The organism is Prosthecobacter sp. GW821-HT29F12 (assembly GCF_058803405.1).
Map to the genome: position 1 here is coordinate 302,143 of NZ_CM179517.1, position 23,331 is coordinate 325,473.

The window sequence follows — 23,331 nt, forward strand, 5'->3', positions numbered from 1 at the left end:
GCCTATGAAATTCGACTTTGAATCCCTTTCTTCCGAGCCGCTGTTTTACATGCTCATGCACAGCGGTGCCTTTGTCTGTGTGCTGGGGTTCATCTTCTTCGTCATCGGCATGCTGTTTGGCTATGCGACCTGGGGCCGCTACAAGCGCCAGACGCGTCTGCTGCTCGGCGAGGCATCTTCCCTGAAGGATGAAATTGCCAGTTTGAAACGCAAAGTGGGCGATCATTCCATCCTTTCCGGTCCTGCTGTCGCCATGGCCACCGAGACCATTCAAATGCCCAAAAAAGAGGGCACGCCTGCCGCCGAAAGTGCGCCGGCCGTCACGCAAGAAACGGTCATCACCCGCGACGTTCCTCCGCCTCCCGCTGCCACTCAGCCAGACCCGTCGCCCGTGGAAGTCACCGCTCCGGAGAGTGTCCTGACGCCAGAACCGGCACCCGCAGTGCCGACGGAGCCGCCGCCCGCCGAATCCGCCCCAACGAGCATCACATCTTCCGCTTCCGAGCTGCCGCAGCCTGCGCCACACGCATCGCCCCTCGCCGCCATCATTTCGGCCCCGCATGCCAGCGAAGGGGCTGAAAACGGTGTGGATGCGTCTGCCGCACCTGGAGGTCTGGTGCTTGCTGACACCCTCCCCTCATTGACCGAACTCCTGCTGCCTGCCCTGCCTGAACTGGAAGTGGCACCTCAGCTCGAACTGAAGCTCGAACCCCAGTCCGATTCCGAACTCGATCCCAAGCTCGGCCTCATTTACAAGACCCAGCCTGAAAACGTGGACAACCTCACCGAGATTGAAGGCATCTCACTGGTGCTCGCGCAGCGTCTTCACGATATCGGCATCTACACCCACGCGCAGATCGCCGCTTGGGATGAAGATCAAGTCAAAGAGTTCTCCGCCCGCCTCGCTTTCAAAGACCGCATTTACCGTGAGCGCTGGGTGGAGCAGGCCAGGAAGCTGGTGACTGCGCCGGTCACTGTCTGAGCTGGATCGGTTTCCGCCGATGAAGCGCATTCATTGCGCAACCGCCGCCGTATCGCTGGGTTGGATGCGCTCATGATCACGCGCCTTTTTTTGCTGGTACTGCTGTCTTCGTCTCTCGCCGCCAGCGCCTCCGACTGGCTGCGTTTTCGCGGTCCCAACGGCAGCGGCATCGCGCCGGATGACAAACCGGTGCCGGTGGAATGGAGCGCCACGAAAAATCTCAAGTGGCAGACCGCTTTGCCTGGTCCGGGTTCTTCCAGCCCCATCGTCGTGGGAGACCGTATCTTCGTCACCTGCTGGAGCGGCTACGCCACGGATGGGCAGCAGGGCACGGGAGACATCACCGCGCTGAAGCGCCACCTCATCTGCGTGGATCGCACCACCGGCAAAATCCTCTGGGATCGCTCCGTGCCCGCCAAGCAGCCGGAGGAGCGCTACGGCGGCATGTTTGCCCAGAATGGCTACGCCAGCCACACGCCTGTCTCGGATGGGAAAAGCGTCTTCGCCTTCTTCGGCAAGTCCGGTGTGCACGCCTTTGATCTCGAAGGAAAGGCACTCTGGCAGGCTGATGTGGGTGATTGGGATGACCGCCGTGGCTGGGGCTCTGCTTCCAGCCCGATTCTGCATGGCGATGTCTTGGTCGTTCCCGCGCTTGTCGAAAGCCAGGCGCTGTTTGGCTTCGATAAAACCACCGGCAAACAACTGTGGAAAGCTCCCTCCGAAGGCTTTGCCGGCACCTGGGGTACTCCCATCGTTGTTGAAGTCGAAGGCCGCGCCGATCTCGCCATCGCTGTGCCCAGCGAGGTCTGGGGCTTCAATCCTGACACTGGCAAACTGCGCTGGTATGCCACCGGCCTGCAAAGCGACTCCGTCTGCAACAGCGTCGTGACCGATGGCAGCGCCGTCTTCGCCATGAGCGAGCGCGGCGGCGGCTCCGTCGCCATCAAAGCCGGCGGCAAAGGCGACGTCAGCGCCACACACACCCTCTGGACCGGCTCCAACGGTTCCCGCATCGCCACACCCATCCTCTGGGAAAATCGTCTCTACTGGATCAGCGGCTCCATCGCCACCTGTCGCGATGCCAAAACGGGTGCTGAGGTCTACAGCGAACGCATTGAGCCCAGCGGCGCTGCCACCGCAGCCGCTCCACCTCAAGGCGGCAATCAGGGCTTTGGTGGAGGAGGCGGCGGACGTCGCGGTGGTGGTGGCATGGGTAGTGGCGACTACGCCTCCCCCGTCGCCGCCAACGGCCACCTCTACCACGTCAGCCGTCGCGGCGAAGTCCTTGTCATCAAACTCGGTCCCAAGTTCGAAGTCATCTCCCGCAACAAAATCGAAAGCGACACCTCCGACCACAGCGCCACGCCCGCGATAAGCAATGGGCAGTTGTTTCTGCGGTCGGCGAAGACGCTGTATTGCATCGGGGAGTGAAGTGGTGCAGCTGATCAGCCGGAGGGAGATGAATTTTTGCGATTGGCTGTCGAGTGTTCGCTCTTGCTGAAGACTGTCGTTTTCATTAAAACGGCGCATGCTTCTGCCGACATTGAATTCCCACTGCGACCCGCGTTACGCATGAGCCTGCGCATTCTGCCGTGTCTCTTCTTGGCCTGCACACTGTCGGCTCAAGATCTCAGTTCAATCCTCGCTCCAGACCTTGCAGACGGCTTCGATTTTCCCGTTGGCGGAGCGGGTGCATCGGCGGGCTACAAAGATCTGGCCACCAAACGGTGGCACAAGAAATGGAGCGTGAGCGAGTCCGTAATCGATGCGCTGGGACTTGAGGCGCACGAAACATGGAATGGCAGTGGCGGTGGTGACACGGCTGCAAATCAACCCGTTTACGCATTGGCAGCCGGTACTGTCAGTGACGTGAAAGACGGTGAGGTCTGGCTGGAGCATCGCTTTCTCGACAACGGACAGCCCCAGCACGCGCTGGTCGGCTATGCAGGCATCCATGGCTGCACTCTCAAACCCGGCGACGTGGTGAAGCGCCGTCAGCGCATCGCTCAGATAGCTGCCGGTGCAGATGGCGGCCACGCACAGCTCTCCGTACACTGCGACATCTCCTTTACGCCGAAGCGGCCACCTGGCCCATGAGCGTCTCCACTTTCATCCGCAGCCACAGACGTCTGCTGGTTCCGGCTAAGGAGGAGCGCATTCTCATCGCGGCGAAGCACGCCTACCAAATTTCTCTTTGCGAGAAAGGACAAATCAAACACACGCTGCCCATCGCTCTAGGACAGGACGGCAGGCAGCGAAAAACAACTGACGGCGACAACCGCACGCCGGTGGGCGAATACCGGATCACGCAGAAGGCAAGGGGACCATTCGATGGTGAATACGGTGCTTACCTCGGCGCTGCATGGTTGAGGTTGAACTATCCGAACTCCTTCGACGCTCGAACCGCATTGATTGAAAACCGCATCACCAGGAAAGAGCACGATCGTATTACTGCGGCGGCGCAGCATGGCTCATTAGCTCCGACCGATACAACACTGGGCGGTGGCATAGGCATTCATGGCTGGATCAGTGACTGGCCCGACGGTAATCACCACCTCACTTGGGGCTGCCTGAGTTTGCGAAAGGCCGACCTGCTCCAGGTTCACGATTGGGTGAGCAAAGGGGCACGGGTTTTGATCCTGCCGTGATAGCAGTGATGCGCTGCGGCGATGGGCCAGGTTTATGTCAGTGGATTCCACACTTTCTGAAATCCAAAGCACTCGAAGTCCTTTACATTGGCCGTGGCGAATTCAGTGACGCCGAACGCACGTAAGCAGAGGGCGGTACGTGTGTCGTAGATGCGGCGACGGGCGGTGCCAGGTGTTGCAACTTGATGCCAGAGATCGGCGTGCACCTCGCGGCTGGTGGGCGGAAAGCCGAGGATCTTCCAGCGAGGATGCTGACGGTAACTCTGGATGACACGCACAGCATCAGGCGCGTTGAGAGGCTTCTTTAACACAGTCGGATTGCGCAGTAGAAGGTAGAACTCGGTAAGAACAAACTCACTCAGGGCTACGCTTTCACTTGCCGACATGGAGGTGATGAATGCAAGAGCCCGGTCGTGCTCGGGGGCCGCCTCGCTGTAGGCGTAAAGCAGGAGGTTGGTATCAATCGAGAGCATGGCGCGTTTTAGGTGATCTGGCCAGTCGTGGATCGGCGTCAGCAAAGGTGGCGTCGCGAAGCTGGGCTGCGCTCAGGCCTTTCCAACCGACTTTGCCGGAAGTCGGAGGGGCCCAGGCTGTGGTCTGCTGCTCGGGTGGCTCGGGATAGACTTGCAGCAACAACTCGGCAGCGCGACGGAAGGTTTCCGCCAGGGACCACTCGCGTTGCTTGGCGAAACTGCGGAGTTCACGAAACAACTCCTCAGGTACTTGGATCTGTGTCTTGGTCATGCATGCAATTGTCCAGCTCCATCAATTTAATGTCAAGACGTTGATTGCCACCCAACGCCCCTCACCGCCACTCATGCTTCGGATACCTTCCGCGCAACTGCGCCTTCACTGCCGGGTATCCCTCGCGCCAAAACCTTCCAATATCTCCGGTGGTCTGGATGGGGCGCTGTGCGGGTGAAAGAAGATGCACGGTAACGCTGATGCGGCCTGCGGCCACTTTGGGGTTTTCGTTCACGTCGTACATGTGCTGGAGCACGGCGCTGACGCTGGGCGGCTGTTTTTCGTCGTAGACGATGCGGGCGGTCTTGCCGTTTTTGAGGGGGTAGCGTTCGGGGGCGTATTTGTCGAGCATCTCGCGCTGCGCGTGGCTGAGCCATTGGTGCAGGGCAGGGAAGATGTCTTTGTCCTTGAGCTGACGGTAGGCGATGCAGCCGGTGCAGACTTGCTCAATAATGAGGTGGCGGTCCTCCTCGCCGATGGCGGGGATTTCGAGATCGGGCATCCATTTGGAGAGGCAGTTCACCCGGGTGATCCATTGCTCGACCTTGTCGTTCCAGTTGGTGAGTTGGAGGCGTCCGGCGATGACTTCGGCGGCGAGCAGGCTGGCGGCGGTGGATTCATCGGGCTCGCCGCGCTCGCGGCTGCTAAGCACGAGGCTGCGGAAGCGGACTTCTTCGAGATTCATCACGCGGCGGTTTACGGCGTCGTAAGCGGCGCGGGAAGCGGTGGTGAAGTCTTCGGGGAAGAGCTCGCGCAGCCACTCCTCTTCAATGCGGGTGCAGTTGTTGAGCTGCACGGTGAGCGCCTTGCCCTGGACCTCCACGATCTCGGCGGCGACGATGAGGCGCGGCGGGCGGATGTGCGCGTCTTTGCCGAGGTGTCCGCTATAACCACCCGCCAGCCGGTAGATGCGGCTGCCGGTGCTGGTCTCCACGCCAAGGTGATCGCTGAAGGCTGCGAGCAGCATCTTTGCTAATGCGGTGGGATCTGCGACTTCGTCGTTGATCGGCAGACCGGAGCGTTTGGCGAGCTGGAGGAATTGATCGGCGCTGCGAGCGGCCTCGCGGGAGGCATTGGCGTGGATGCCGTAGCGGGCGCATTCATCGGGGTTGAAGTTCATCGCCTCAGCGCGGGCAAAGGCGCGGAGGATGGCCTGGAATTCCGTCACGTCGTCGTGCTCCCACAGGTCCTCGTTTTTGTGCGAGGCGTTATTTTTGCCGACGAGCAAAATGTCACGCCCCTGCGCCGCGGCGGCGCAAAGCGTGGCCTCGCGCAAACAGCCAAACTGGGCAGCGGCGAGCAGCATGCGCGCAAAGCGTGGGTGCAAAGGGAAGCGGCTCATCTGACGGCCCAGCGCAGTGATGCGGCCTTCGTGATCGAGCGCGCCGAGATCGTGCAGCAGATTCTCTGCACGCGAAATCGAGGCGGGTGACGGCGCTTCAAACCAATCAAACGGCTCGCGCGAAAGGACCCGCAGTGCCAGCAAGGCTTCGCTCAAATCAAGACGCTGGACTTCGGGCAGCTCGCTTTCAGGACGCAGCAGGTGATCACGCTGCGTCCACAAACGCACGGCGATGCCGGGACCGAGGCGGCCTGCGCGTCCGGCACGCTGCTCCGCCGAGGCGCGGCTGATTTTCTGCACGGTGAGGGTGTTGATGCCACGGCGCGGATCATATGAGGCCGTGCGTGCCAGACCGCCATCCACCACGGCGCGTACACCTTCGATGGTGAGGGATGTTTCCGCCACGTTTGTGCTGACGATGATCTTCGGCTGCTCGCCGGGCGTGACGGCGGCGTCCTGATCCTGCGGTGTCAGCTCGCCATGCAGTGGCACCACCCGGCGGCCACGCGCAAAGCTGCGGCCCTGGATCGCGGCGATGGTCTTGCGGATTTCATGACCTCCCGGCATGAAGACAAGCATGTCGCCGGAGAATCCCGGCGAAAGCGCGAGGTCTTCGCAGGCGCGTGCGGCTTGGTCCCAGATTGGTTCCGGGTAGCCGGTCTTGAGCTGCAAGGGGGCCTGATAGCGCACTTCCACAGGGAAGGTGCGGCCTTCGGATTCGAGCAGCTTGGATGGCTGCATGAAATCCACCAGAGGTCCCGGCACCAGCGTTGCGGACATGACGATGATCTTCAAATCAGGCCGCCGCGTGCGCTGCAACTGCCGCGCAAAGGCGAGCACGAGATCGCCATCCAGATGTCGCTCATGGAATTCATCGATGCAGATGCAGCCCACGCGCTCGAGCTGCGGATCTTCCAGCATCTGCCGCAGCATCACGCCCTCCGTCACATAGCTCAGTCGCGTCTCCTTGCTGGTGATGTTTTCAAACCGCACCTGATAGCCCACCTCGCCACCGAGGCGTGCATTGCGCTCACGCGCGACGCGCTGGGCCAGCATGCGTGCAGCGATGCGGCGTGGCTGCAGCACGATGCAGCGTTTGCCCTCGGCCAGCAGGCCGGAGTCGAGAACGAACTGCGGGATCTGCGTGGATTTGCCGGAGCCCGTGGGCGCTTTGATCAGCAGATTCGGCAGCGCCGGATCCAGCAGGGCGGCGGTGAAGGTCTGGCGGAGTTCAAAGATGGGAAGCGTGGCTGGGTTGGACATGGACACTCATGGTGTGGCCCACGAAACCCACGAAATACACGAAAAAATTGCCTCATCAGCGCCTTCCGTGAGGCCTCAATAGTTCAGCGTCATCATCCAGTAGGCGAAGTCAGCATCATCACTCGGCCCGGTGGCCGCGAGGTAAGCGCCCGCGAAGAAGTGCGAGTAGCCGATCAGCATGTCGAGATGCGGCGTGAGCTTGGTGTTGATGGTGAAGTCGAGCTCGCAGCCTGCGTGACTGCTGGCGTTCGGATTGATGGCGCGGACGCGGGTGGTGCCGTTGGCGCGGTACCAGGCATCCCCCGTGGAGGTGAGCCAGAACGAGTGGAAATCGAGCGTGGTCTTCACCTTCGAGTGCGGCTGCGCGGCGAGGCGCAGGACGACGTTCTGCATGTTCTGCCATGAGAAGGTGTCCATGAAGCCATAGGGCGGATGATTCGTGGGAAAGAGATTCTGGAAGGTGTGCACGCGGCCGTCGCTGGGATCGCTGTCGCCGCTGCCCGCGCTGTATTCGAGGGCGAGGCGTGGCTTCCATGAATGCTTGAGCCAGTTGTAGCCGCCCTCCAGATGGTAGGCGTAGGCACTGAGAGGCTGGCCATTCAACTGACCTGTTTGGCCCACGAGCTCAATGGTGTAATCCCAGCCTCTCAACTTGGTGGGGTCTCCTTTGTGCCGCGTGCCGAAGGTGACGAAGTTGGAGATGCCGGTGGGGTTTTCCTCGTGCAAATGAAAGGCGTAGAGATCCGTGGTCTGAAACGGCAGGAACTGACTGCTGAAGTAGAGGCCGCTGAAGAACTGATTGCGCGTGGCTGCATCATTGAGCCAGTCGGATTGATTGAACTGCGAGCGGCGGATGCGAACGACGCTGGAGGTGAAGGCATCGAGCCACCAGGTGGGCGTCTGGTAGTGCAGCTTCACCGCATCAAAAGTGCGGCTGAAGTTCTGCCACTCCAGCGGGCCCACGAGACGTTCATCGCCATAGCTGAGCACCTGACGGCCGGCTTTGAAGCTGAGGTGAGCGGGATCGCCCAGTTCGATGCTGGCCAGTCGCAGGTCAAAGCTGTCATCGCCCTCCGCGCCGTTTTGCAGCGGCACATTGGCGCGCTTGGAAAAAGCCTCGCGCACGTCCTGCCCCTGCACGGCGATTTTGACAAACTCATCCGGCTGCCACTCGACGCCCAGTCGCACGCGGGCCAGCAGGTAGGTGTCATCAGTCACCGCGTTGTGGCTGGAGTCGAAGTCGTACGTGTTGTTGCGTGTCTCGCCCCGGGTGCGCGCTTGGAAGTTCCACTTGAGTTGTTCGGCGATGCCTTCGCCCAAAGCAGGGAAGGCGCAAAGACTGAGGAAGAGTAGAGGGAGGCGCATGAGCTTTATTTCTGCCGCAGACACTCCGGCAACGAAAATAGACTTTCGGTATGGCTTTCATGCTGGTGCGTTATGGTTGGCGGGCTTCTGAAGTGCCATGCCGATGCGGCATCAAAACGATAGCGAAATGGGATTTTCGTTATGCCGTGTATCCGGGTATCCATCGGTGGCTGACCTCCTGCCTACCCACTCTCATGAACTACGACGCGCTCATCATCGGTGCCGGACCTGCAGGTTCCAGTGCAGCGGCCATCCTGGCTGAATACGGACACAAGGTGCTCATCTTGGAGCGCGAGAAGTTTCCGCGCTATCACATTGGCGAATCGTTGATCCCCTTCACCTACGGGCCGCTGGAGCGTCTCGGGCTGATCCCGAAGATGAAGAAGTCGCACTTCGTGAAGAAATACAGCGTGGCCTTTGTGCAGCCGAACGGCAAGGCATCGCAGCCGTTCTATTTCTTCAATCGCTACGATCGCGAGAGCGTGGCGCAGACCTGGCAGGTGCTGCGCTCCGAATTTGACCAGATGCTGCTGGACCATGCGCGTGAGAAGGGTGCAGAGGTGAAGGAGGAGACGACGGTGCAGGAACTGATCAAAGAGGATGGCCGCGTCGTGGGCGCACGTGCGAAGGACAAGGATGGCAACATCACCGAATACCGCGCCAAGATCACGCTCGACTGCACAGGCAAGGAAGCCTTCAGCGCGACACGCAACAACTGGCGTATGCGCGACCCCTATCTCAACAAGGTGGCGGTGTGGACCTACTACAAGGGATCGCGGCGTGAGCCCGGTATCGACGAAGGTCAGACGATGGTCGCCTACATTCCCGACAAGGGCTGGTTCTGGCACATCCCGCAGCACGATGACATGGTCAGCGTGGGTGTGGTGGCCGAAGGCAAATATCTCACACGCGGGGGTGTAAAGGATCCGAAGGAAATTTTCAATCGTGAGGTTGAAGAGAACCTGTGGATCAAAGAGCATCTCGGCACCGGCACCTCGAATGGCGAGTATCGACTCACCAGCGAGTACTCGCACCATGCCAGGCACTGCGCCGGACCCGGGCTGCTGCTGGTGGGTGATGCCTTTGCGTTTCTTGATCCCGTCTTCAGCAGCGGCGTGATGCTGGCGCTGAAATGTGGCGTGCTCTCTGGTGAGACCATTCATCAGGGTATTCTCGAAGGGGATCTCTCTCCCGAACGCTTCACCGCCTATGGCGCGACGATCCGTCAGGGCGTGGAGAACATGCGCAAGCTCGTCTATGCTTTCTACAATCCTGACTTCTCCTTCCGCGAAGTCATCAAGCGTTTCCCAGATGCGGGCGGTGCCATCACCGACTGTTTGTCTGGAGACGTGAACAAGGACTTCAGCGTGCTCTGGAGCCAGATCCGCGAGTTTGTCCCTCTGCCGGAAGACCTGCCCTATGGCGAGCCGCTGGCGGCTTGATCTCATCGTCGATTTAAAAATCCATCGCAACGTTGCTATCCGCTAAAGCAGCGCAGTTGCGCCGCAACTGGACAACTTCGCTGTGCGGCCGAATTTTCCTACATGCTGAGTTGCGCATCTCCATCCGGTTCCGGCTTGTAAGTGCCGGAACCCACGAGGCGTTCAAAAATCGGTGACGCCATGAGCGTCGTGACCACGGCCATGATGACGAGCGTGGCGAACAAGCCTTCCGAAATGATGCCGCGTTGCAGGCCGATGTTGATGATGATCAGCTCCATCAATCCACGCGCGTTCATGAGGATGCCGATGCCCATCGATTCGCGTGCGGAGATGCCGGTGGCGCGGGCTGCCAAGGTGCAGGCGAGCCATTTGCCCATCACCGCTGCCACGAGCACTGCGGCGCACATGCCCCAGAGGTACCAGGTGTTGAGCAGGCCGATCTTTGTGTTCAGGCCGGAATAGGTGAAGAACAGCGGCAGCAGCAGCGCCACGGCCAGCGGTTGAATGCGGGCGCACAGATCGCGCACCATGAGGCCGCGCGGCATGGCTGCGCCCATGATGAAAGCGCCGAACACCGCGTGAAGACCGATCATATCGGTGAACCACGCACCCAGGGACATCATGGCGATGCCAATGACCAGTCCGGCATCCGTGAGCTTTTCGTCTTTGATCAGCAGTGTGGAGAATTTCGCGAGCAATGGCCGGATGATGAGCAGCGCGACGCTCACGAATCCGATGGCACCGCCGATGTTGTAGAGGGCGTGACCGATGTTGTTGTCAAAACTCGCGAGCACGACGGCGAGAAGAATCCAGGCCGTGGCATCATCGATGGCACCCGCCCCGATGGCGACGGTTCCCATGGTGGTGCCGGCGAGTCCTTTGAAGTGAATGATGCGGGCCAGCATCGGGAATGCCGTGATGCACATGGAGGCACCCAAAAAGAGCATGGCCTCCATGATCGAGGTCTTTTTTGGGAACAGCTCGGTATGATGGAAGAGAATCCAGGCAAGCCCGGCACCAAGAAGAAACGGCGTGACCATTCCGGCAACCGAGACAGCGACACTGCTTTTCAAGCGCTTGGCGACGATGTCCACGCGGAACTCCATGCCGACGATGAACATGTAGAGCGCCAGCCCGAGCTGCGACGCTGGAAAAAGATAGCAGGAGGTGTCACGGAGCTTTTGCGTCTTGTCCCAGGGGAAGAGCCACTGCTGCCATTCAGGAGCCAGCATGCCAAACAGGGAAGGACCGAGCAGCACGCCGGTGATCATCTCCGCCACGACCTGCGGCTGGCCGAAGCGCGCGGCGATGGCCCCCACGACACGGCAGGCGAGCAGGATGACGGCAATTTGAAGGAAAAACTGGACGGCAAGGGAGACGTTATTCATGAATATCCACGATATATGTCGCAGGTGAGCCGGTAACGAAAATAGACTTTCGCTATGTGTTTGATGCCGATACGGTATAACTAGCACCGATTATGGAACTGCGTCATCTGCGATATTTTCAAGCCGTGGCCGAGGAGCTGAGCTTCTCACGCGCCGCACGTCGGCTCCGCATCGCCCAGCCTGCATTAAGCCGCGCGGTTCAGGAGATGGAACGGGAATTGGGCGCGCAGTTGATCGAGCGTGAGCGGCGTTCGCCGCGGCTGACTCCTGCCGGTACCGTGCTGCTGCATGAGACGGGTTTGATTCTTGAACGCTTGGACGATGCCCTGCGCCGCGTGCGCCGCACTGCCAAGGGGGAGGAGGGCGAGCTGCGGCTCGGCTACATCGGTCCGCCCACGCGTCCGTTTCTGGCGCGGCTGCTCAAAGAATATGGAAAGCGCTTCCCGCGTGTGACGGTGATTCTGGAGGAGCGCACCCCGGAGCGTGTGTGGGAAATGGTTTCAAAGGGCCGCTTGTCAGTTGGTTTGACCCGACCCGTGTTTGCGCATGATGCTCTCGGTTTGCAGACGCTGCTGCTGCGGGAGGAGAAATTCTGCGCCGCCGTGCCGCTCGATCATCCCTGGGCGAAGCTGACTTCGCTGAATTGGAAGAAACTCGCTGGCGAGCCGCTCATTCTCTTGGCGCGGAGAGAGGGGGCGGGCTCCCATGATGCCATCCATGCCTCCTTTGAGGAAGCGGGTTTCGCCCCTCGCGTGAAGCACACGCCGAGTCTGATCGGCACGGTCTTGCAATACGTCGAAGCGGGGGCTGGCATCGGCATCGTGCCGGAAAGCACGGCGAACAAGAGCCTCGCCCTGATCCCCCTCAAGCCGCAGCAGACCATCCCGCTGGTGATGGTGTGGGCCAAGGAAGGTGATGATCCGGCGGTGCTGGCGTTCCGGGACTTGGTGAAAGAATGGCTGAAAGCAGGGGAGCTGTGGGGCTGAAATGCGTTGCACCACAGCCCCGCTGGTGCTCCTTTCGCGCCCCCCTCGCCGGTGGCAATCCAGTCATTCGGCACACCTCATACCCCTCAATCGTCCCACCTACCATGTCTACCGACGCCAAGAACTCTATCGCGCAAATGGAGAAGATCGTTTCCCTCTGCAAGCGCCGCGGCTTCATCTATCAAAGCAGCGAAATCTACGGCGGCTGCGGCGGCGTGTGGGACTACGGCCCGCTGGGTGCCGAACTGAAGCGCAATCTGCGCAGCGCCTGGTGGAACACCATGACCCGCGAGCGCGAAGACGTGCTCGGCCTCGACGCCAGCATCCTCATGAATCCGGCCATCTGGAAGGCCAGCGGTCACGTGGACACCTTTGCCGACCTCATGCGCGAGTGTTCGCTGACGAACAAGCGCGTGCGTGCGGACCATGTGGAGCCGCAGGACGGCGTGGTCATGAAATACAGCGGCGCCACTTCCCCCACGGGCTGGCGCTGGGACCGCACGGTGTCCGCTCTGCTGAAGAATGGCGAGCACATCGAAAGCTTCCGCAAACGCATCCGCGCCCTGATCGCGCAGAACGCCGGTGAATCCGCAGGCAAGCCCGAGGAGATCGAACTGCTCAATGAGGAGAAGATCGACGCCGTGAACGGCAGCGTTGATTTCCACCCGGAAACCGGCGGTGCTCTCGGCGAGGCGCGTCCTTTCAACCTCATGCTCAAGACCTACCTCGGCCCAACAGCGACCGAGGCTGACGTGACCTACCTGCGCCCCGAAACCGCGCAGGCCATCTTCGCGCAGTTCAAGAACGTCTTCGACTCCAGCCGCGTGAAGGTGCCCTTCGGCATCGGCCAGATCGGCAAGGCCTTCCGCAACGAAGTCACACCGAAGAATTTCACCTTCCGCAGCCGCGAGTTTGAGCAGATGGAGCTCGAGTTCTTCATCAAGCCCGATGAAGCCGTCGAGATCATCTGCGGCGAAGTTGCCGCCTGGAGCGAAGGCGCGGACCTCAGCGAGCCAAAGCCCAACTGGGGCTGGCAGATGTGGCACCGTTACTGGGTCGATCAGCGCACCAAGTTCTACGAAGGCATCGGCCTCGGCGACGTTCTGGAATACTACTGGCAGACGCCAGCAGACCTGGCCCACTATGCACGCGCCTGCGTGGACATCCTCTGCGAGTTCCCCTTCGGCACCGAAGAACTCGAAGGCATCGCCGCCCGTGGCGACTTCGATTTGTCGCAGCACCAGAAGCACAGCACCAAGTCATTGGAAATTTTCGACGATGAACTTAAGGCTGCAGCCGCGAAACTCACCAACGAGCAGAAGGAGGCCCTTATTCAGAAACGCCTAGCCGCCGAAGCTTCCAAGACCAAGGGCGAGCCAATGCCAGAAGCCGATGTGCGTGCATGGTTCGACCGCCTTTTCAAAGGGAACTACGTCCCGCATGTCATCGAACCTTCTGCCGGTCTTGACCGCATGGCACTTGCCGTTCTCGCCAAGGCATTCGTTGAGGAAGAAAAGGCCGATGTGAATGGCAAAGTAGAGACTCGCACCATCCTACGCCTGCATCCACGTGTAGCGCCGATCAAGGTCGGCGTCTTCCCGCTGCTCAAGAACAAGCCCGAACTCGTCGCCAAGGCGCGGGAGGTCTATGCACTGCTCAAGAAGCACATGAACTGCTTCTACGACGAAACCGCTGCCATCGGCCGCCGCTACGCCCGTCAGGACGAAGTCGGTACCCCCTTCGGCGTGACGATCGACTTCGACTCCCTCGGCGAAAAAGGCCCCGAACTCCTCGACACCGTGACCCTGCGCCACCGCGACAGCGGCGAGCAGGAGCGCGTGAAGATCAGCGATCTTCTCGGCAAGCTGCTGCCGCTGGTGTCCTAAATAAGGAAACAGCGCGTCAATGGTTTGGTCATCCAGCCATTGACGCGCGGATTGATTTCAATCTTCATCTTCGAACCAAAAGATCCCCTGTATTGCGGGGGAGATTGCAATCACGCCGGTTTCAAACGTGGCGTCCGTGATGGAATTCCATGAACTTATTTTCAACAACGGGTAGCCGCTATCTGGATCGATCCTTTCCTTAAAGCTGGCATTGGTGAAAAAATGTGTTTCTGCAGGAGGAAAAATTTCAAGGAACTGCTGGGCTAATTGCTGCGCTTCTTGGAGCGGAATGCAACGGCAGTCATACGCCATTTCTCGATGCATGAACGACACGAGAATTCTCTCCGCCTTTGAGTGATCGATTTCGAGATGTCTCCCCGATGTCTCAAATCCGCACTTCTGCGCAAGGAGCTTGCATTGCTGCGAGATGTCTAAATCCGACGGGGTGTGATCGTTGAAAATGCGCAGGATGACTCCTCCACTATCACGACGTTCATTGATAAGTGCTTCAAGCTCGAGGGCGTTCATCGCTTTTTGCTGACAGATATAAATTCAAACGACACAGAATTTTTCAGGGGTCAATGTTTGCGGTGTTAAATCATTGGTTTCCTGCTCAGTGCCTTGAGAAGGGAACGCATGATCTCTCTCCCCTTTCTTGGCCACCAACGACGCAGGCACCCATTACCGCGTCTTGATAGCCGCGCCCACGAGCTCAGCGATGCGTTTGGCTCCTTCTCCGTTCGGGTGCACGGTGTCAGGAAACCAAGGCTTGTTTTCCAGCAGTGGCGTGTGCAGATCAATCAACCCGATGCCGGCCATTTGCGCGGCTTGTTTGATGGCCGGAATGACTTCGTCGCGGATGACGTCCTCGGTGATACCCCAGTTGCCAGGAAAAGCGGGCGGTGGCAGGCAGGCGTAGACCTTGGGGTGGCTGGGCAGTGCCTGGAACTCTTTGATCATGGCCACGTAGTCGCCGACAAACTCGTTTTTATAGCCGGACCAGATGGCTGCCTTGGCGTCGTTGGTGCCTAGAGCAATGATGACGATGTTTGGATTAGAATCGAGTGCCGGGTGATGATCGAACGGGTCCGCTTTTCTCAGCATCGTGCGGCCACCCACGCCGAAGTTTTGGACGTTCCAGCCCGAGCCGAGAACCTCCTGCAACTTGGCTGGATAGCTGTCTTGCTTTGGATTCTGAGTGCCGACGCCTTCGGTGATGCTGTCGCCCACACATGCAACCCGGACAGGATCCGCTGCCCTGCTATCTCTCGGTAAATTGAAAAGGGCGACTGCAATGAGAATGGCGGTGAGGTGGGCTCGATTCATCGTGAAAGGAGATAACGGTCCCTGTTCGATTTGCACGCGACTCCTCGATTACTTCGAACAAACAGTTTCTTTTCCCCTCAGATCATCATTCGCAGCGCGAGATAAGGCACCAGGTTGAGCAGAAGGATGCCGATCTTGTAGATCGCCATGGCGATGTAGTGGGCACCGTCAAACTGCTCCACCGAAATGCGAAACCAGCGGGAGTGAAGGCGATGCATTGCATCGTGTCCCAGGATGAATGCAATGAACCACACCATGAGGATGCCGTAGTTGATGACGGCACACCACAAGAGGAACTGGGTGGTGGTTGCGATGTTCATGCGGGAGCATCCAGCCGTCTGCGGGTTTGTCAGGTGCTTTGTGCGGACGGGGAGCCAGCGGATGGCGGTGTGCCGCGCTGCGTGGCATTCATGTAGCTGGAGCGTTTCCAAAAATGATTTCCGGAAAGCGGGCGTGGGGACGCTCGGCGGCGGCTTGAGGACATTCCGCCCTGCATCGCGCTGGGCTCTCGCATGTCCGCCGCTGGTAGGGCTGGCCGTCCTCAGCCAGCCGCCGTCGAAGCCCATGATCCTCGAGCAAGAAGCAGCCTGCTAAACGGAAATGAGTTTTGCGAACCGCTATAACGTGATTTCGCGGGACGTTGGTGGACGGAACCATGGACGTGAACCGGCAGTAAACAGCAGGGCCACTCCTGTCACATGCAGGGCTGTCTGTACCAGGTTAAGCATCCCTGATATGAAGGAATCGCCGAAGCATTCGATCACATTCATCAGTCCGCCAGGAAGACAGATGACAATAAGAACCAGGAAGGTGACTCGCACCCAGTGGTAACCTTCATCGATCATCGTGATCAACCAGACATTCAAAATGACCGCCACAAAGAGGATGAGAAAGCCGAATTCGAGGTGTGCCTTTGAACGTATTTCCGGCCAGGCGATCCAGAGGTGTGGAATCGTTAAGGCCAGGGACCACCAAAGCAGGCGGATGGCGGTGGAGACCACTGGTGGTCTGGGTGGTGATGCGGGGACGGAACTGCTGGCAGGGACGTTTGCCGGGGCAGGTGAAGCGGGGGCTGGTGGCCTGGGCAGCGGCGCGAGATCCGGCTCAACGAAGGAGCGCTTGGCCTCAGCGGACATGAGGAGGTCGCGCGAGTAGAACAGCAGCGGGGTGCGTTTGTCGCAGAGCTGTGTCTGAGCGTCGAAGAACTCATCCGCAGTGTCTGCACGGCCAAACTGGCGCAGCGCGGTGTAAACGAGCTGCAGCCAGACCTGCGTCATCGTCTCATGATAGCCGCCAGTGGGCGTGTCCTGGATGCCGTGAGCCGCATTGTAGGCTTGGATGCCGGTGCGCAGACGCTCCAGAGCCTCGGCGAAGGAGAACTGGCTCAGATAGAGGTACGCCACCTTCAGGTGGGCGCGGTGGTTCCATTGCTCCAGCGGCAGGGAGTAATCCTCGAAGCGGCGGAGATGCTCTGCGTCGTTCATGGTTTCACGCCTCTACCCAGGATCACATCTCCCCAAAAAACTCAAGCAGCTACTTGGAGAGCTGCTTCACCTTGATCGTTTTGACGGTGACTTCGGAACCATGGGAGGGGAAGACGCAAACTGAGTTGTCGATCTTGGAGTAATCCCCCGTGTGCTCATACCGGAGTTTGTCATCCACATAGATGGATTGTTTTTGGGCCGTGACGACCCAGCGGATGGTCACGTACTTGTTGGTAGGGATGAGTCCCGCGCCTGCTTTATGCTGGCCGTCTGCCGGGCCTCCACCGACACGAAGCATGGTGCGACCTCCCTCCCAATTAAAGATCACTTCGCTCGCCGCATAGCTCATGCGGAGATTGGTCGAGTCGGTTTTGGCTTCGATGATGATCTCAACCGGAGGTTTGAAGGTCGCCTTGGTGGTGGCGGTATCTTTGCCTTTGAGTTTTCTGGGTGATCCTCCTCGCTCCATGAGCATCCCTATGTGCTCGGTGAAGCCGTCGGCGTCTGTGGCGCTCAAAAAGTGGGCGTTGGTGATGAAAATGAGTGCCAGAGCGATGAGTTTTTTCATGGGGGTGCAATGATGGAACTATCAGAAACGAACTTGATCTTCATGATGTAGCATCACCTACGAGGTCACTGGGTGTTTTCCCAAGGCTTTTAGGAGATGGTTTGTCGCCATATGGGGAGCAGGGAATCAAAAACTTGGGATGCAGGCAAGACTTTTATTGGTTGAGCAATGATGTGGGTTTGTCCCAATGACACGAGACAACAGGTATCAGCGTTGACCCCCTCTTCCAGGGGGCTCAAATTCAGAGCGTTAAATCGCAGGGCGCCGATCTGGCGCGATCACATCTCCAAAAAGTTCTTCAGCAGCTTCTTGCCTTCCTGCGTGAGGATGGACTCAGGATGAAACTGCACGCCGTGGATGGGAAGCTCCTTGTGGCGCAGGCCCATGATCTCGGACTCGTCATCGCTGCAGGTGGCGGTGATGGCGAGGCAGTCGGGCAGGGTGTCGCGTTTGACGAGGAGGGAATGATAGCGCGTGGCTTCAAAGGGCTGCGGCAGGCCTTTGAAGACGGATTCACCCTTGTGATTGATCAAGGAGGTCTTGCCGTGCATGAGGCGTCCGGCGCGGACGACATCGCCGCCGAAGACGTGGCCGATGGCCTGATGCCCCAGGCAGACGCCGAGGAGTGGGGTGGATTTGCCAAAACGCTCGATCACCGCGCAGCTGATGCCGGCTTCCTTCGGCGTGCAGGGGCCGGGAGAGATGCAGATGTGGTCGGGCTTGAGCTTCTCGATCTCGTCCAGTGTCACCTGGTCGTTGCGGCGGATTTCCATGACGGCTCCCATCTCGCCGAAGTATTGGACGAGGTTGTAGGTGAAGGAGTCGTAGTTGTCGATGATGAGAAGCATGGGAGCGTCAGGCAGTCAGGGCGGGTCAGAAGCCGCGGAGTTGGAGGATGTTGTCGAGTTCGGCCTGGAAGGCGGGGATGTCAGCGGCGGGTGGCTGGTAGCCGGGGGCGGGGCCTCGCATGCCAAAGCGGCCCTGCTCATCCATGAACCACTGCACGGTGACGCCATCGCTGAAGGTGGCCCTGCCGCTGATGACCGCGCCGGGAGGCGGGACTTCATCCACGCTTACCTTCAAGGCCCCCCCCGCAGGAGCTTCGTCAGCCACGGCTGCCGCGCCATCCGCTGCGGGTTCAGGCGGCGGTGGGGCAGGCTTTTCCTCGGGTGGGACTTCACGTGGCTTGTCCTGGATTTTGACACCCAGCTCCATGATGAGCAGGCGCGTCTCCATGTACGTCAGGGTGGTGTCGCATTCGCTGCGGAGGCGGTCCTGGATCTGATTGAGATTGGCACCTTCAGCGGCCCATTGTTCGACGAGTTGACGCTGCTGTGGAGTGAGATTGGCCATGAGAAAGGGATACGTAACGGGAACGGCTTCAGCCGTTCATCTTGTCGGTGATGATGTGGCAGAGTGTGGAGGCTTTTTTGTGCAGCGTCTTCACTTCTTCCAGAGGCAGGGCCTTGCCTTCCGGCACATCCAGCAGCGGAAGCATGGACTCCAGGCCTTTGCGGAGCTCCTGCAGCGCAGGGTTTTTCATGATGCTCGGGTGCAGGCTGTCGAGGCTCATCATGTAATACTCGGCGATGTCCCGGCGCGTGAGCTGGCGGGTCTTTTCCTCCGCGTAGTTGTCGCTGATGCTCTTGGTGGCGATCTCCAGCGCACGCAGCCAGCCGCCGAGGCTGATGAGATGCGCGATGTCCACATCCCGCAGCATGACCATCTCCGCCTCCACGTCGGCCTGGGTTTTGGCCAGTTCCACACGCAGGTCCTTCCAGTTGCCCTTGAGGCTGTATTCAAACAGGCTGCCGGTGTGCTTGTTCATGCGGTTGCCCGCGCCCAAAGCCTTGCCGTATTTGATCATGGCGCGGCCCACGGCCTCCATTTCTTCCACGCGCTCGCATTGAACGATGAGGAAGCCGTCGGCGATCAGGGTGCCCAGGCCCATGGCCACGATGACACGGTCGGCGGGTGTTTTGTCGGTGAAGGGGCGCTTCAGGTCGTCAAAGCGCAGCTTGCCGACGTTGTTGAGCATGTCGAAGAGCTTGCGGATGGAGGGCGTGGTGAACTGGTTCACCCCGTATTCCTCACGCACATGCTCATCACCCACCACATCCTCCGGGATGGGGTTCTTCTCCGGCGTGCGTTCCGGTGACGCCGGAGCTGCATCTTGGGCGTTGAGCACAGCAATGCCAGCGGCTCCGAGCACGGGCAGCAGCAGGCGGGCGATGAAACGACGAGTCATGGTGCGGAGAGGATACGTAGTCGCCCCGGTATTTCCAGTGCGAGTCTGGAAAAGCTTTAGGAGTGCATTTCGCTACATTTGCACGATTTCCACCGTTCATTGCTTTCACCATGCGCCTGTTCTTCACCCTGATCCTTCTTTCAGCATTCAACCTGTCCGCCCAGGAGGTGCCGCCACCGCTGACGGAATACCAGGGCCGCGTGATTGCGCGAACCATGCACTGGAAGGGCGCCGAGTGGCTGATGCGCCGCGTCCGGGAGGCGGAGGAAGGCCCCTCCCAGATGCGCGAGCAACTGCACGTGAAGCCCGGCATGGTGGTGTGTGACATGGGCTGTGGCAATGGCTACCACACCCTGCCGCTGGCCGAAATGGTCGGCGAGAAGGGGAAGGTCTATGCCGTGGACGTGCAGCCCGAGATGATCGAGATGCTCAAGCAGAACATCGAGAGCAAGGGCCTGAAAAACATCGCCCCCATCAACAGCCTCTACCACGATCCCAAGCTGCCGCCGAACACCTGCGACATGATCCTGCTGGTGGATGTGTACCACGAATTCTCCCACCCCGTCCAAATGCTCGCCGGCATGCGTGCCGCCCTAAAGCCCGACGGGCAGCTCGTGCTGGTGGAATTCCGCGCCGAAGATGACAGCGTGCCGATCAAACCCGAGCACAAAATGACCAAGGCGCAGATCAACAAGGAGATGAACGCCAATGGCTTCAAACTCGTGCGCGAGTATGACGGCCTGCCCTGGCAGCACCTGATGTTCTTTGGCAAGGCGGAGAAGGACGCTGCCAAAGCAGCGCCCACGCCATCGAAGTAAAAAGGCTGCCGTCTTAAAGCACGTTCACCGCAGCCCCACCGTCTACCACGATGCCCTGGCCGGTGATGTAGCTTCCGGCTTCGCTGGCCAGCATCAAGGCCGGGCCGGCGAGTTCACGTGGAGCCGCCCAGCGCTTCACGGCGGTGCGGTCGGCGAAGTATTGCTTCTCCTCGTCATTGAGCAGCTTTCCGGGCATGTCGGTGAGGAAGGGGCCGGGGCAGAGGCAGTTCACGGTGATGCCATAGGGACCGAGATCGAGCGCGCTGGCGCGGGCGAGGCCGATGAGCGCCGCCTTGCAGGCGCAGTAGACATTGCGCTTCAAACGACCGCCAACGCCGAGCACGCTGGAAATGTGGATGATGCGGCCCCACTTGCGCGCTTTCATGCCGGGTACCACAGCGCGGGTGAGGGACATCACGGCGGTGAGATCCACTTCGACATTGCGGTCCCACACTTCGTCGGTGATTTCGTCGATGGCCTGCGGGTTGTTGATGCCGGCGTTGTTGACGAGGATGTCGATCTTGCCGAGGCGTTTTTCCGCTTCCACGGCCAGTGCCTTCACGGCTGCGCGGTCAGCCATGTCGGCCACCATCCATTCGACTTTGACGTTCAATCCCGCGCCGATTTCAGCGGCAGCGGCGGTGAGTTCCTCGGCATTGCGGCTGGAGATGAAGACATCCGCACCGGCTTCGGCGAAGCCACGGGCCATGGCTTTGCCAAGACCTTTGCTGCCGCCGGTGACGAGTGCTGCTTTGCCAGAGAGATTGAAAAGTGGGGAGGACATGCGCGCGGTTTAGCATGCGTGCCTGCCCTGCGCGAGTGGAAAGCGCGGCTCCCATCGGCCTGCAGAAAACTACTTCACCACCTTGCCGCCCAGAGAAAGGATGCGCGCCTTGCCCTTCGCGTCCTCCGCTTCCGCGATCTGCTTGTTGGTCACATACATCTGCGAGAGAGCAGTCCAGGCCAGCAGGTCGTTGGGCTGGAGGGTCGTGGCCATGAGTCCGGCACCGATGGCTTCCTTCACCTCACCGTTGCGCAGCAGCGCCATGCCTAGGGCGTGCCAGCTCTCAAAATGGTCCGGCTCCAGTGCGACGCAGCGCCGGTACAGGGCGATCGCCTCCGGCAGCTCGCCAAGGGCGACGTGCCCGCTGGCTTCATCGTAAAGTTCTTCGACGCTGGATGGCGTGTGGCTCATGCGCGTCGGTAGGAGGTGCCTCAGCCCAGCTTGGCGTAGGAGATGTGGGCGGCTTCGTGCTGTTTCTTGAACCAGGCCTGGAAGAGGCTCCGGCGCTCCTGATCAGAAAGTGATTCCACCTGGCTCTTGCGCAGTTCGGCGGCGTCAGGGCGCTTGCGCAGTTCCTTGGCGCTGACGTAGACGAGCACGGTGGCTTTGCCGTTGTCCACATCCACGGCGTGAGAAATGCTGCCGACAGCGGTACTCGCGGCCTCCTGGGCGATGTAGAAGCTGTTGGGGACTTCCTGCGGTGGGTTGGCAATGTCGATGTCCGGCAGGGGCTCAAGGGTGAGTTTCTGCGCCTTCACCAGTTCATCGATCTTCTTGCCCGCCTTCAAGCCTTCGCTCAAAGCCAGACGCGCTTCATTCACAGCCTTGGTGCGGGCTTCATCCGCCTTCTGTCCCAGCAGCACTTCTTTGATTTTGCCAGTCACCTCGGCCAGCGTCTGCTGCTTGGGCTCTTCTATCTGGGTCACGTCAAACACATACCAGCCCTTGATGCCTTCGACGGCTTCCGCAGGAGCTTTCGAATCCTTGGGGCGGGCGAAGATCTGTTCGACCACATCGCTTTCGGACTTGAGTGCGTCGGGAGGGTTGCCTTGGGCAAAAGCGGGGACGGTTTCGACTTTTTCCTTCGTCTCCTTGGCCGCATCGGCAAAGCTCTTGTGTCCCTTCACGGTGAGATCATTGAAGGCATTCACGCGCTGCACGATGGCGTTCTGCGCTTTCTGGCGCTCTTCCAGCGGCTTCTTTTCGAGGTCCTTGGCGTTTTCGAAGAAGACGTAGCTCACCGCGCGTTTTTCCACGGTCTTGTATTCCTCTTTCTTCTCGTCGTAATACTTCTTGATCTCGTCATCGGTCACGGTGGCGGCCTTTTTGAAGGTCTCGGTTTCAAAGGTGATCTTGGAGCCTTTGAAGGTCTGATAGCTGCTGGCATACTGCTTTTCAGCGGCCAGAGGGGAGGCGGTGTAGCTCTTGGTCACCAGTTCCTGCAGCTTCCGCAGGCCGACGATGTCCTTCATGATGTCCAGCAGGGCCTCGCTGTCGAAACCCATGGAGGAGGCGAGTTGTTCCAGCATCTGGCCACGGGAGACGTCGAGCTTGCCGTTGTTTTGCAGGGCGGGGAGTTTGTCCAGTGCGGCACGAGCCTCTGCATTGCTGGGGCGGATGCCGAGTTCTTCCATCATGTGACGTGCCACAAAGAAATTGGCAAAAGCGTCCAGACCGCCCGAGGAGGGGATGATGCTCAGGATCGAGGACAGCTCATCGGCCTGCAGGTAATACTGGGTGAACTGCACGGAGCGCTGCGCACGCTGGACGTCAGCCACGGTGTAGTCCTTGCCAAACACCGTGAGAGCCACGTCGGTGACGAGCATCTTCTTCTCATGGTTCGCGGTCGTTTGGGAAACTCCATAGTAAAACATGGAGATGATGATGGAGATCGTCAGGGTGATGAGGAAGGCACCACGGTGGCGGCGGAAAAATTCGAGCATGGGAAGTCAGGTCGGTTGAAGGGCGCGCAATAAGCCCCACCGCACCCCGGCAGCAACCGGAAAGTGGAGCTCACTCATCTGGCGCCTCTGGGAAACATTCGGCCTCGTCCCTTG

General features: G+C 59.8%; 24 protein-coding genes. 8 read left to right on the top strand and 16 right to left on the bottom strand.

Annotated elements, in window-relative coordinates; all coding sequences use genetic code 11:
* The first annotated feature begins 4 nt into the window (after window positions 1–4).
* The 4 genes from AC3RLQ_RS01145 to AC3RLQ_RS01160 all read left to right on the top strand — a co-directional run bounded on the left by AC3RLQ_RS01145 (window position 5) and on the right by AC3RLQ_RS01160 (window position 3,630).
* Entirely contained in the window at window positions 5–982 is a 978-nt protein-coding gene (locus tag AC3RLQ_RS01145; RefSeq protein WP_493033530.1) for a helix-hairpin-helix domain-containing protein, read from the top strand.
* A gap of 72 nt (window positions 983–1,054) precedes the next feature.
* The gene (locus AC3RLQ_RS01150; protein ID WP_493033532.1) at window positions 1,055–2,413 is read left to right on the top strand and encodes an outer membrane protein assembly factor BamB family protein; all 1,359 of its coding nucleotides are present in this window, start codon (window positions 1,055–1,057) and stop codon (window positions 2,411–2,413) included.
* A gap of 141 nt (window positions 2,414–2,554) precedes the next feature.
* On the top strand, window positions 2,555–3,079 hold the full coding sequence (locus tag AC3RLQ_RS01155) for a hypothetical protein (RefSeq protein WP_493033534.1): 525 nt from the start codon (window positions 2,555–2,557) through the stop codon (window positions 3,077–3,079).
* Window positions 3,076–3,630 carry a L,D-transpeptidase gene (locus tag AC3RLQ_RS01160; RefSeq protein ID WP_493033536.1) on the top strand — a complete coding sequence of 185 codons (555 nt, stop codon included), beginning with the start codon at window positions 3,076–3,078 and terminating at the stop codon, window positions 3,628–3,630. Before AC3RLQ_RS01155 ends, AC3RLQ_RS01160 begins: the two co-directional genes overlap by 4 nt.
* A gap of 32 nt (window positions 3,631–3,662) precedes the next feature.
* Here the strand turns inward: AC3RLQ_RS01160 and AC3RLQ_RS01165 are convergent, their stop codons facing one another.
* From AC3RLQ_RS01165 to AC3RLQ_RS01180, 4 genes are all read right to left on the bottom strand, one after another.
* Window positions 3,663–4,103 carry a TA system VapC family ribonuclease toxin gene (locus AC3RLQ_RS01165; RefSeq protein WP_487685616.1) on the bottom strand — a complete coding sequence of 147 codons (441 nt, stop codon included), beginning with the start codon at window positions 4,101–4,103 and terminating at the stop codon, window positions 3,663–3,665.
* A complete protein-coding gene (locus AC3RLQ_RS01170) occupies window positions 4,090–4,374 on the bottom strand; it encodes a hypothetical protein (protein WP_487685613.1) in 285 nt (94 codons plus the stop codon). Before AC3RLQ_RS01170 ends, AC3RLQ_RS01165 begins: the two co-directional genes overlap by 14 nt.
* A gap of 61 nt (window positions 4,375–4,435) precedes the next feature.
* Window positions 4,436–6,979 (bottom strand): ATP-dependent helicase HrpB, encoded by a 2,544-nt coding sequence (hrpB, locus tag AC3RLQ_RS01175; RefSeq protein ID WP_493033538.1) that lies wholly within the window; start codon window positions 6,977–6,979, stop codon window positions 4,436–4,438.
* Between the two features lie 75 nt (window positions 6,980–7,054).
* A complete protein-coding gene (locus tag AC3RLQ_RS01180; protein WP_493033540.1) occupies window positions 7,055–8,344 on the bottom strand; it encodes an alginate export family protein in 1,290 nt (429 codons plus the stop codon).
* A gap of 194 nt (window positions 8,345–8,538) precedes the next feature.
* On the opposite strand from AC3RLQ_RS01180, the gene AC3RLQ_RS01185 reads away from it, so the two are divergent.
* Entirely contained in the window at window positions 8,539–9,786 is a 1,248-nt protein-coding gene (locus AC3RLQ_RS01185; protein WP_493033542.1) for an NAD(P)/FAD-dependent oxidoreductase, read from the top strand.
* Window positions 9,787–9,884: 98 nt separating this feature from the next.
* Here AC3RLQ_RS01185 and AC3RLQ_RS01190 read toward each other — a convergent pair whose 3' ends face one another.
* Window positions 9,885–11,174, bottom strand: a complete 1,290-nt coding sequence (locus AC3RLQ_RS01190; RefSeq protein WP_493033544.1) for a cation:proton antiporter — start codon at window positions 11,172–11,174, stop codon at window positions 9,885–9,887.
* Between the two features lie 92 nt (window positions 11,175–11,266).
* Between AC3RLQ_RS01190 and AC3RLQ_RS01195 the strand changes: the two genes are divergently transcribed.
* Both AC3RLQ_RS01195 and AC3RLQ_RS01200 read left to right on the top strand, forming a co-directional pair.
* The gene (locus AC3RLQ_RS01195) at window positions 11,267–12,160 is read left to right on the top strand and encodes a LysR family transcriptional regulator (RefSeq protein WP_493033546.1); all 894 of its coding nucleotides are present in this window, start codon (window positions 11,267–11,269) and stop codon (window positions 12,158–12,160) included.
* A gap of 104 nt (window positions 12,161–12,264) precedes the next feature.
* The gene (locus AC3RLQ_RS01200) at window positions 12,265–14,046 is read left to right on the top strand and encodes a glycine--tRNA ligase (RefSeq protein WP_493033548.1); all 1,782 of its coding nucleotides are present in this window, start codon (window positions 12,265–12,267) and stop codon (window positions 14,044–14,046) included.
* 57 nt (window positions 14,047–14,103) lie between these two features.
* On the opposite strand, the gene AC3RLQ_RS01205 is transcribed toward AC3RLQ_RS01200, so the two are convergent.
* The 8 genes from AC3RLQ_RS01205 to AC3RLQ_RS01240 form a co-directional block, all read right to left on the bottom strand.
* Complete coding sequence (locus tag AC3RLQ_RS01205; protein WP_493033550.1) at window positions 14,104–14,574, bottom strand: hypothetical protein; 471 nt, start codon at window positions 14,572–14,574, stop codon at window positions 14,104–14,106.
* A 153-nt stretch (window positions 14,575–14,727) separates the two neighbouring features.
* Window positions 14,728–15,408, bottom strand: a complete 681-nt coding sequence (locus AC3RLQ_RS01210; protein ID WP_493033552.1) for a GDSL-type esterase/lipase family protein — start codon at window positions 15,406–15,408, stop codon at window positions 14,728–14,730.
* Between the two features lie 41 nt (window positions 15,409–15,449).
* The gene (locus tag AC3RLQ_RS01215; protein WP_493033554.1) at window positions 15,450–15,692 is read right to left on the bottom strand and encodes a DUF6868 family protein; all 243 of its coding nucleotides are present in this window, start codon (window positions 15,690–15,692) and stop codon (window positions 15,450–15,452) included.
* 297 nt (window positions 15,693–15,989) lie between these two features.
* The gene (locus AC3RLQ_RS01220; protein ID WP_493033556.1) at window positions 15,990–16,856 is read right to left on the bottom strand and encodes a hypothetical protein; all 867 of its coding nucleotides are present in this window, start codon (window positions 16,854–16,856) and stop codon (window positions 15,990–15,992) included.
* A 49-nt stretch (window positions 16,857–16,905) separates the two neighbouring features.
* The gene (locus tag AC3RLQ_RS01225; protein ID WP_493033558.1) at window positions 16,906–17,424 is read right to left on the bottom strand and encodes a hypothetical protein; all 519 of its coding nucleotides are present in this window, start codon (window positions 17,422–17,424) and stop codon (window positions 16,906–16,908) included.
* Window positions 17,425–17,702: 278 nt separating this feature from the next.
* Window positions 17,703–18,272 carry an anthranilate synthase component II gene (locus AC3RLQ_RS01230; protein ID WP_493033565.1) on the bottom strand — a complete coding sequence of 190 codons (570 nt, stop codon included), beginning with the start codon at window positions 18,270–18,272 and terminating at the stop codon, window positions 17,703–17,705.
* 25 nt (window positions 18,273–18,297) lie between these two features.
* A complete protein-coding gene (locus AC3RLQ_RS01235) occupies window positions 18,298–18,777 on the bottom strand; it encodes a hypothetical protein (protein WP_493033570.1) in 480 nt (159 codons plus the stop codon).
* Window positions 18,778–18,805: 28 nt separating this feature from the next.
* Window positions 18,806–19,672, bottom strand: coding sequence for a hypothetical protein (locus AC3RLQ_RS01240; RefSeq protein ID WP_493033572.1), 867 nt, complete (start codon window positions 19,670–19,672; stop codon window positions 18,806–18,808).
* A 110-nt stretch (window positions 19,673–19,782) separates the two neighbouring features.
* On the opposite strand from AC3RLQ_RS01240, the gene AC3RLQ_RS01245 reads away from it, so the two are divergent.
* Window positions 19,783–20,490: a class I SAM-dependent methyltransferase gene (locus tag AC3RLQ_RS01245; protein WP_493033574.1), complete on the top strand. Its 708-nt coding sequence runs from the start codon at window positions 19,783–19,785 to the stop codon at window positions 20,488–20,490.
* Between the two features lie 13 nt (window positions 20,491–20,503).
* Here the strand turns inward: AC3RLQ_RS01245 and AC3RLQ_RS01250 are convergent, their stop codons facing one another.
* The 3 genes from AC3RLQ_RS01250 to AC3RLQ_RS01260 all read right to left on the bottom strand — a co-directional run bounded on the left by AC3RLQ_RS01250 (window position 20,504) and on the right by AC3RLQ_RS01260 (window position 23,217).
* Window positions 20,504–21,274: an SDR family NAD(P)-dependent oxidoreductase gene (locus AC3RLQ_RS01250; RefSeq protein WP_493033576.1), complete on the bottom strand. Its 771-nt coding sequence runs from the start codon at window positions 21,272–21,274 to the stop codon at window positions 20,504–20,506.
* Between the two features lie 69 nt (window positions 21,275–21,343).
* Window positions 21,344–21,685, bottom strand: a complete 342-nt coding sequence (locus AC3RLQ_RS01255; protein ID WP_422315359.1) for a tetratricopeptide repeat protein — start codon at window positions 21,683–21,685, stop codon at window positions 21,344–21,346.
* A gap of 20 nt (window positions 21,686–21,705) precedes the next feature.
* A complete protein-coding gene (locus AC3RLQ_RS01260; RefSeq protein WP_493033578.1) occupies window positions 21,706–23,217 on the bottom strand; it encodes a peptidyl-prolyl cis-trans isomerase in 1,512 nt (503 codons plus the stop codon).
* Window positions 23,218–23,331: the final 114 nt, after the last annotated feature.

Bases quoted from the DNA above. Each gene is read 5' to 3' on its own strand.
- AC3RLQ_RS01145 (WP_493033530.1), top strand. From the start codon at position 5: ATGAAATTCGACTTTGAATCCCTTTCTTCCGAGCCGCTGTTTTACATG.
- AC3RLQ_RS01150 (WP_493033532.1), top strand. From the start codon at position 1,055: ATGATCACGCGCCTTTTTTTGCTGGTACTGCTGTCTTCGTCTCTCGCC.
- AC3RLQ_RS01155 (WP_493033534.1), top strand. From the start codon at position 2,555: ATGAGCCTGCGCATTCTGCCGTGTCTCTTCTTGGCCTGCACACTGTCG.
- AC3RLQ_RS01160 (WP_493033536.1), top strand. From the start codon at position 3,076: ATGAGCGTCTCCACTTTCATCCGCAGCCACAGACGTCTGCTGGTTCCG.
- AC3RLQ_RS01165 (WP_487685616.1), bottom strand. From the start codon at position 4,103: ATGCTCTCGATTGATACCAACCTCCTGCTTTACGCCTACAGCGAGGCG.
- AC3RLQ_RS01170 (WP_487685613.1), bottom strand. From the start codon at position 4,374: ATGACCAAGACACAGATCCAAGTACCTGAGGAGTTGTTTCGTGAACTC.
- hrpB (WP_493033538.1), bottom strand. From the start codon at position 6,979: ATGTCCAACCCAGCCACGCTTCCCATCTTTGAACTCCGCCAGACCTTC.
- AC3RLQ_RS01180 (WP_493033540.1), bottom strand. From the start codon at position 8,344: ATGCGCCTCCCTCTACTCTTCCTCAGTCTTTGCGCCTTCCCTGCTTTG.
- AC3RLQ_RS01185 (WP_493033542.1), top strand. From the start codon at position 8,539: ATGAACTACGACGCGCTCATCATCGGTGCCGGACCTGCAGGTTCCAGT.
- AC3RLQ_RS01190 (WP_493033544.1), bottom strand. From the start codon at position 11,174: ATGAATAACGTCTCCCTTGCCGTCCAGTTTTTCCTTCAAATTGCCGTC.
- AC3RLQ_RS01195 (WP_493033546.1), top strand. From the start codon at position 11,267: ATGGAACTGCGTCATCTGCGATATTTTCAAGCCGTGGCCGAGGAGCTG.
- AC3RLQ_RS01200 (WP_493033548.1), top strand. From the start codon at position 12,265: ATGTCTACCGACGCCAAGAACTCTATCGCGCAAATGGAGAAGATCGTT.
- AC3RLQ_RS01205 (WP_493033550.1), bottom strand. From the start codon at position 14,574: ATGAACGCCCTCGAGCTTGAAGCACTTATCAATGAACGTCGTGATAGT.
- AC3RLQ_RS01215 (WP_493033554.1), bottom strand. From the start codon at position 15,692: ATGAACATCGCAACCACCACCCAGTTCCTCTTGTGGTGTGCCGTCATC.
- AC3RLQ_RS01220 (WP_493033556.1), bottom strand. From the start codon at position 16,856: ATGAACGACGCAGAGCATCTCCGCCGCTTCGAGGATTACTCCCTGCCG.
- AC3RLQ_RS01225 (WP_493033558.1), bottom strand. From the start codon at position 17,424: ATGAAAAAACTCATCGCTCTGGCACTCATTTTCATCACCAACGCCCAC.
- AC3RLQ_RS01230 (WP_493033565.1), bottom strand. From the start codon at position 18,272: ATGCTTCTCATCATCGACAACTACGACTCCTTCACCTACAACCTCGTC.
- AC3RLQ_RS01235 (WP_493033570.1), bottom strand. From the start codon at position 18,777: ATGGCCAATCTCACTCCACAGCAGCGTCAACTCGTCGAACAATGGGCC.
- AC3RLQ_RS01240 (WP_493033572.1), bottom strand. From the start codon at position 19,672: ATGACTCGTCGTTTCATCGCCCGCCTGCTGCTGCCCGTGCTCGGAGCC.
- AC3RLQ_RS01245 (WP_493033574.1), top strand. From the start codon at position 19,783: ATGCGCCTGTTCTTCACCCTGATCCTTCTTTCAGCATTCAACCTGTCC.
- AC3RLQ_RS01250 (WP_493033576.1), bottom strand. From the start codon at position 21,274: ATGTCCTCCCCACTTTTCAATCTCTCTGGCAAAGCAGCACTCGTCACC.
- AC3RLQ_RS01255 (WP_422315359.1), bottom strand. From the start codon at position 21,685: ATGAGCCACACGCCATCCAGCGTCGAAGAACTTTACGATGAAGCCAGC.
- AC3RLQ_RS01260 (WP_493033578.1), bottom strand. From the start codon at position 23,217: ATGCTCGAATTTTTCCGCCGCCACCGTGGTGCCTTCCTCATCACCCTG.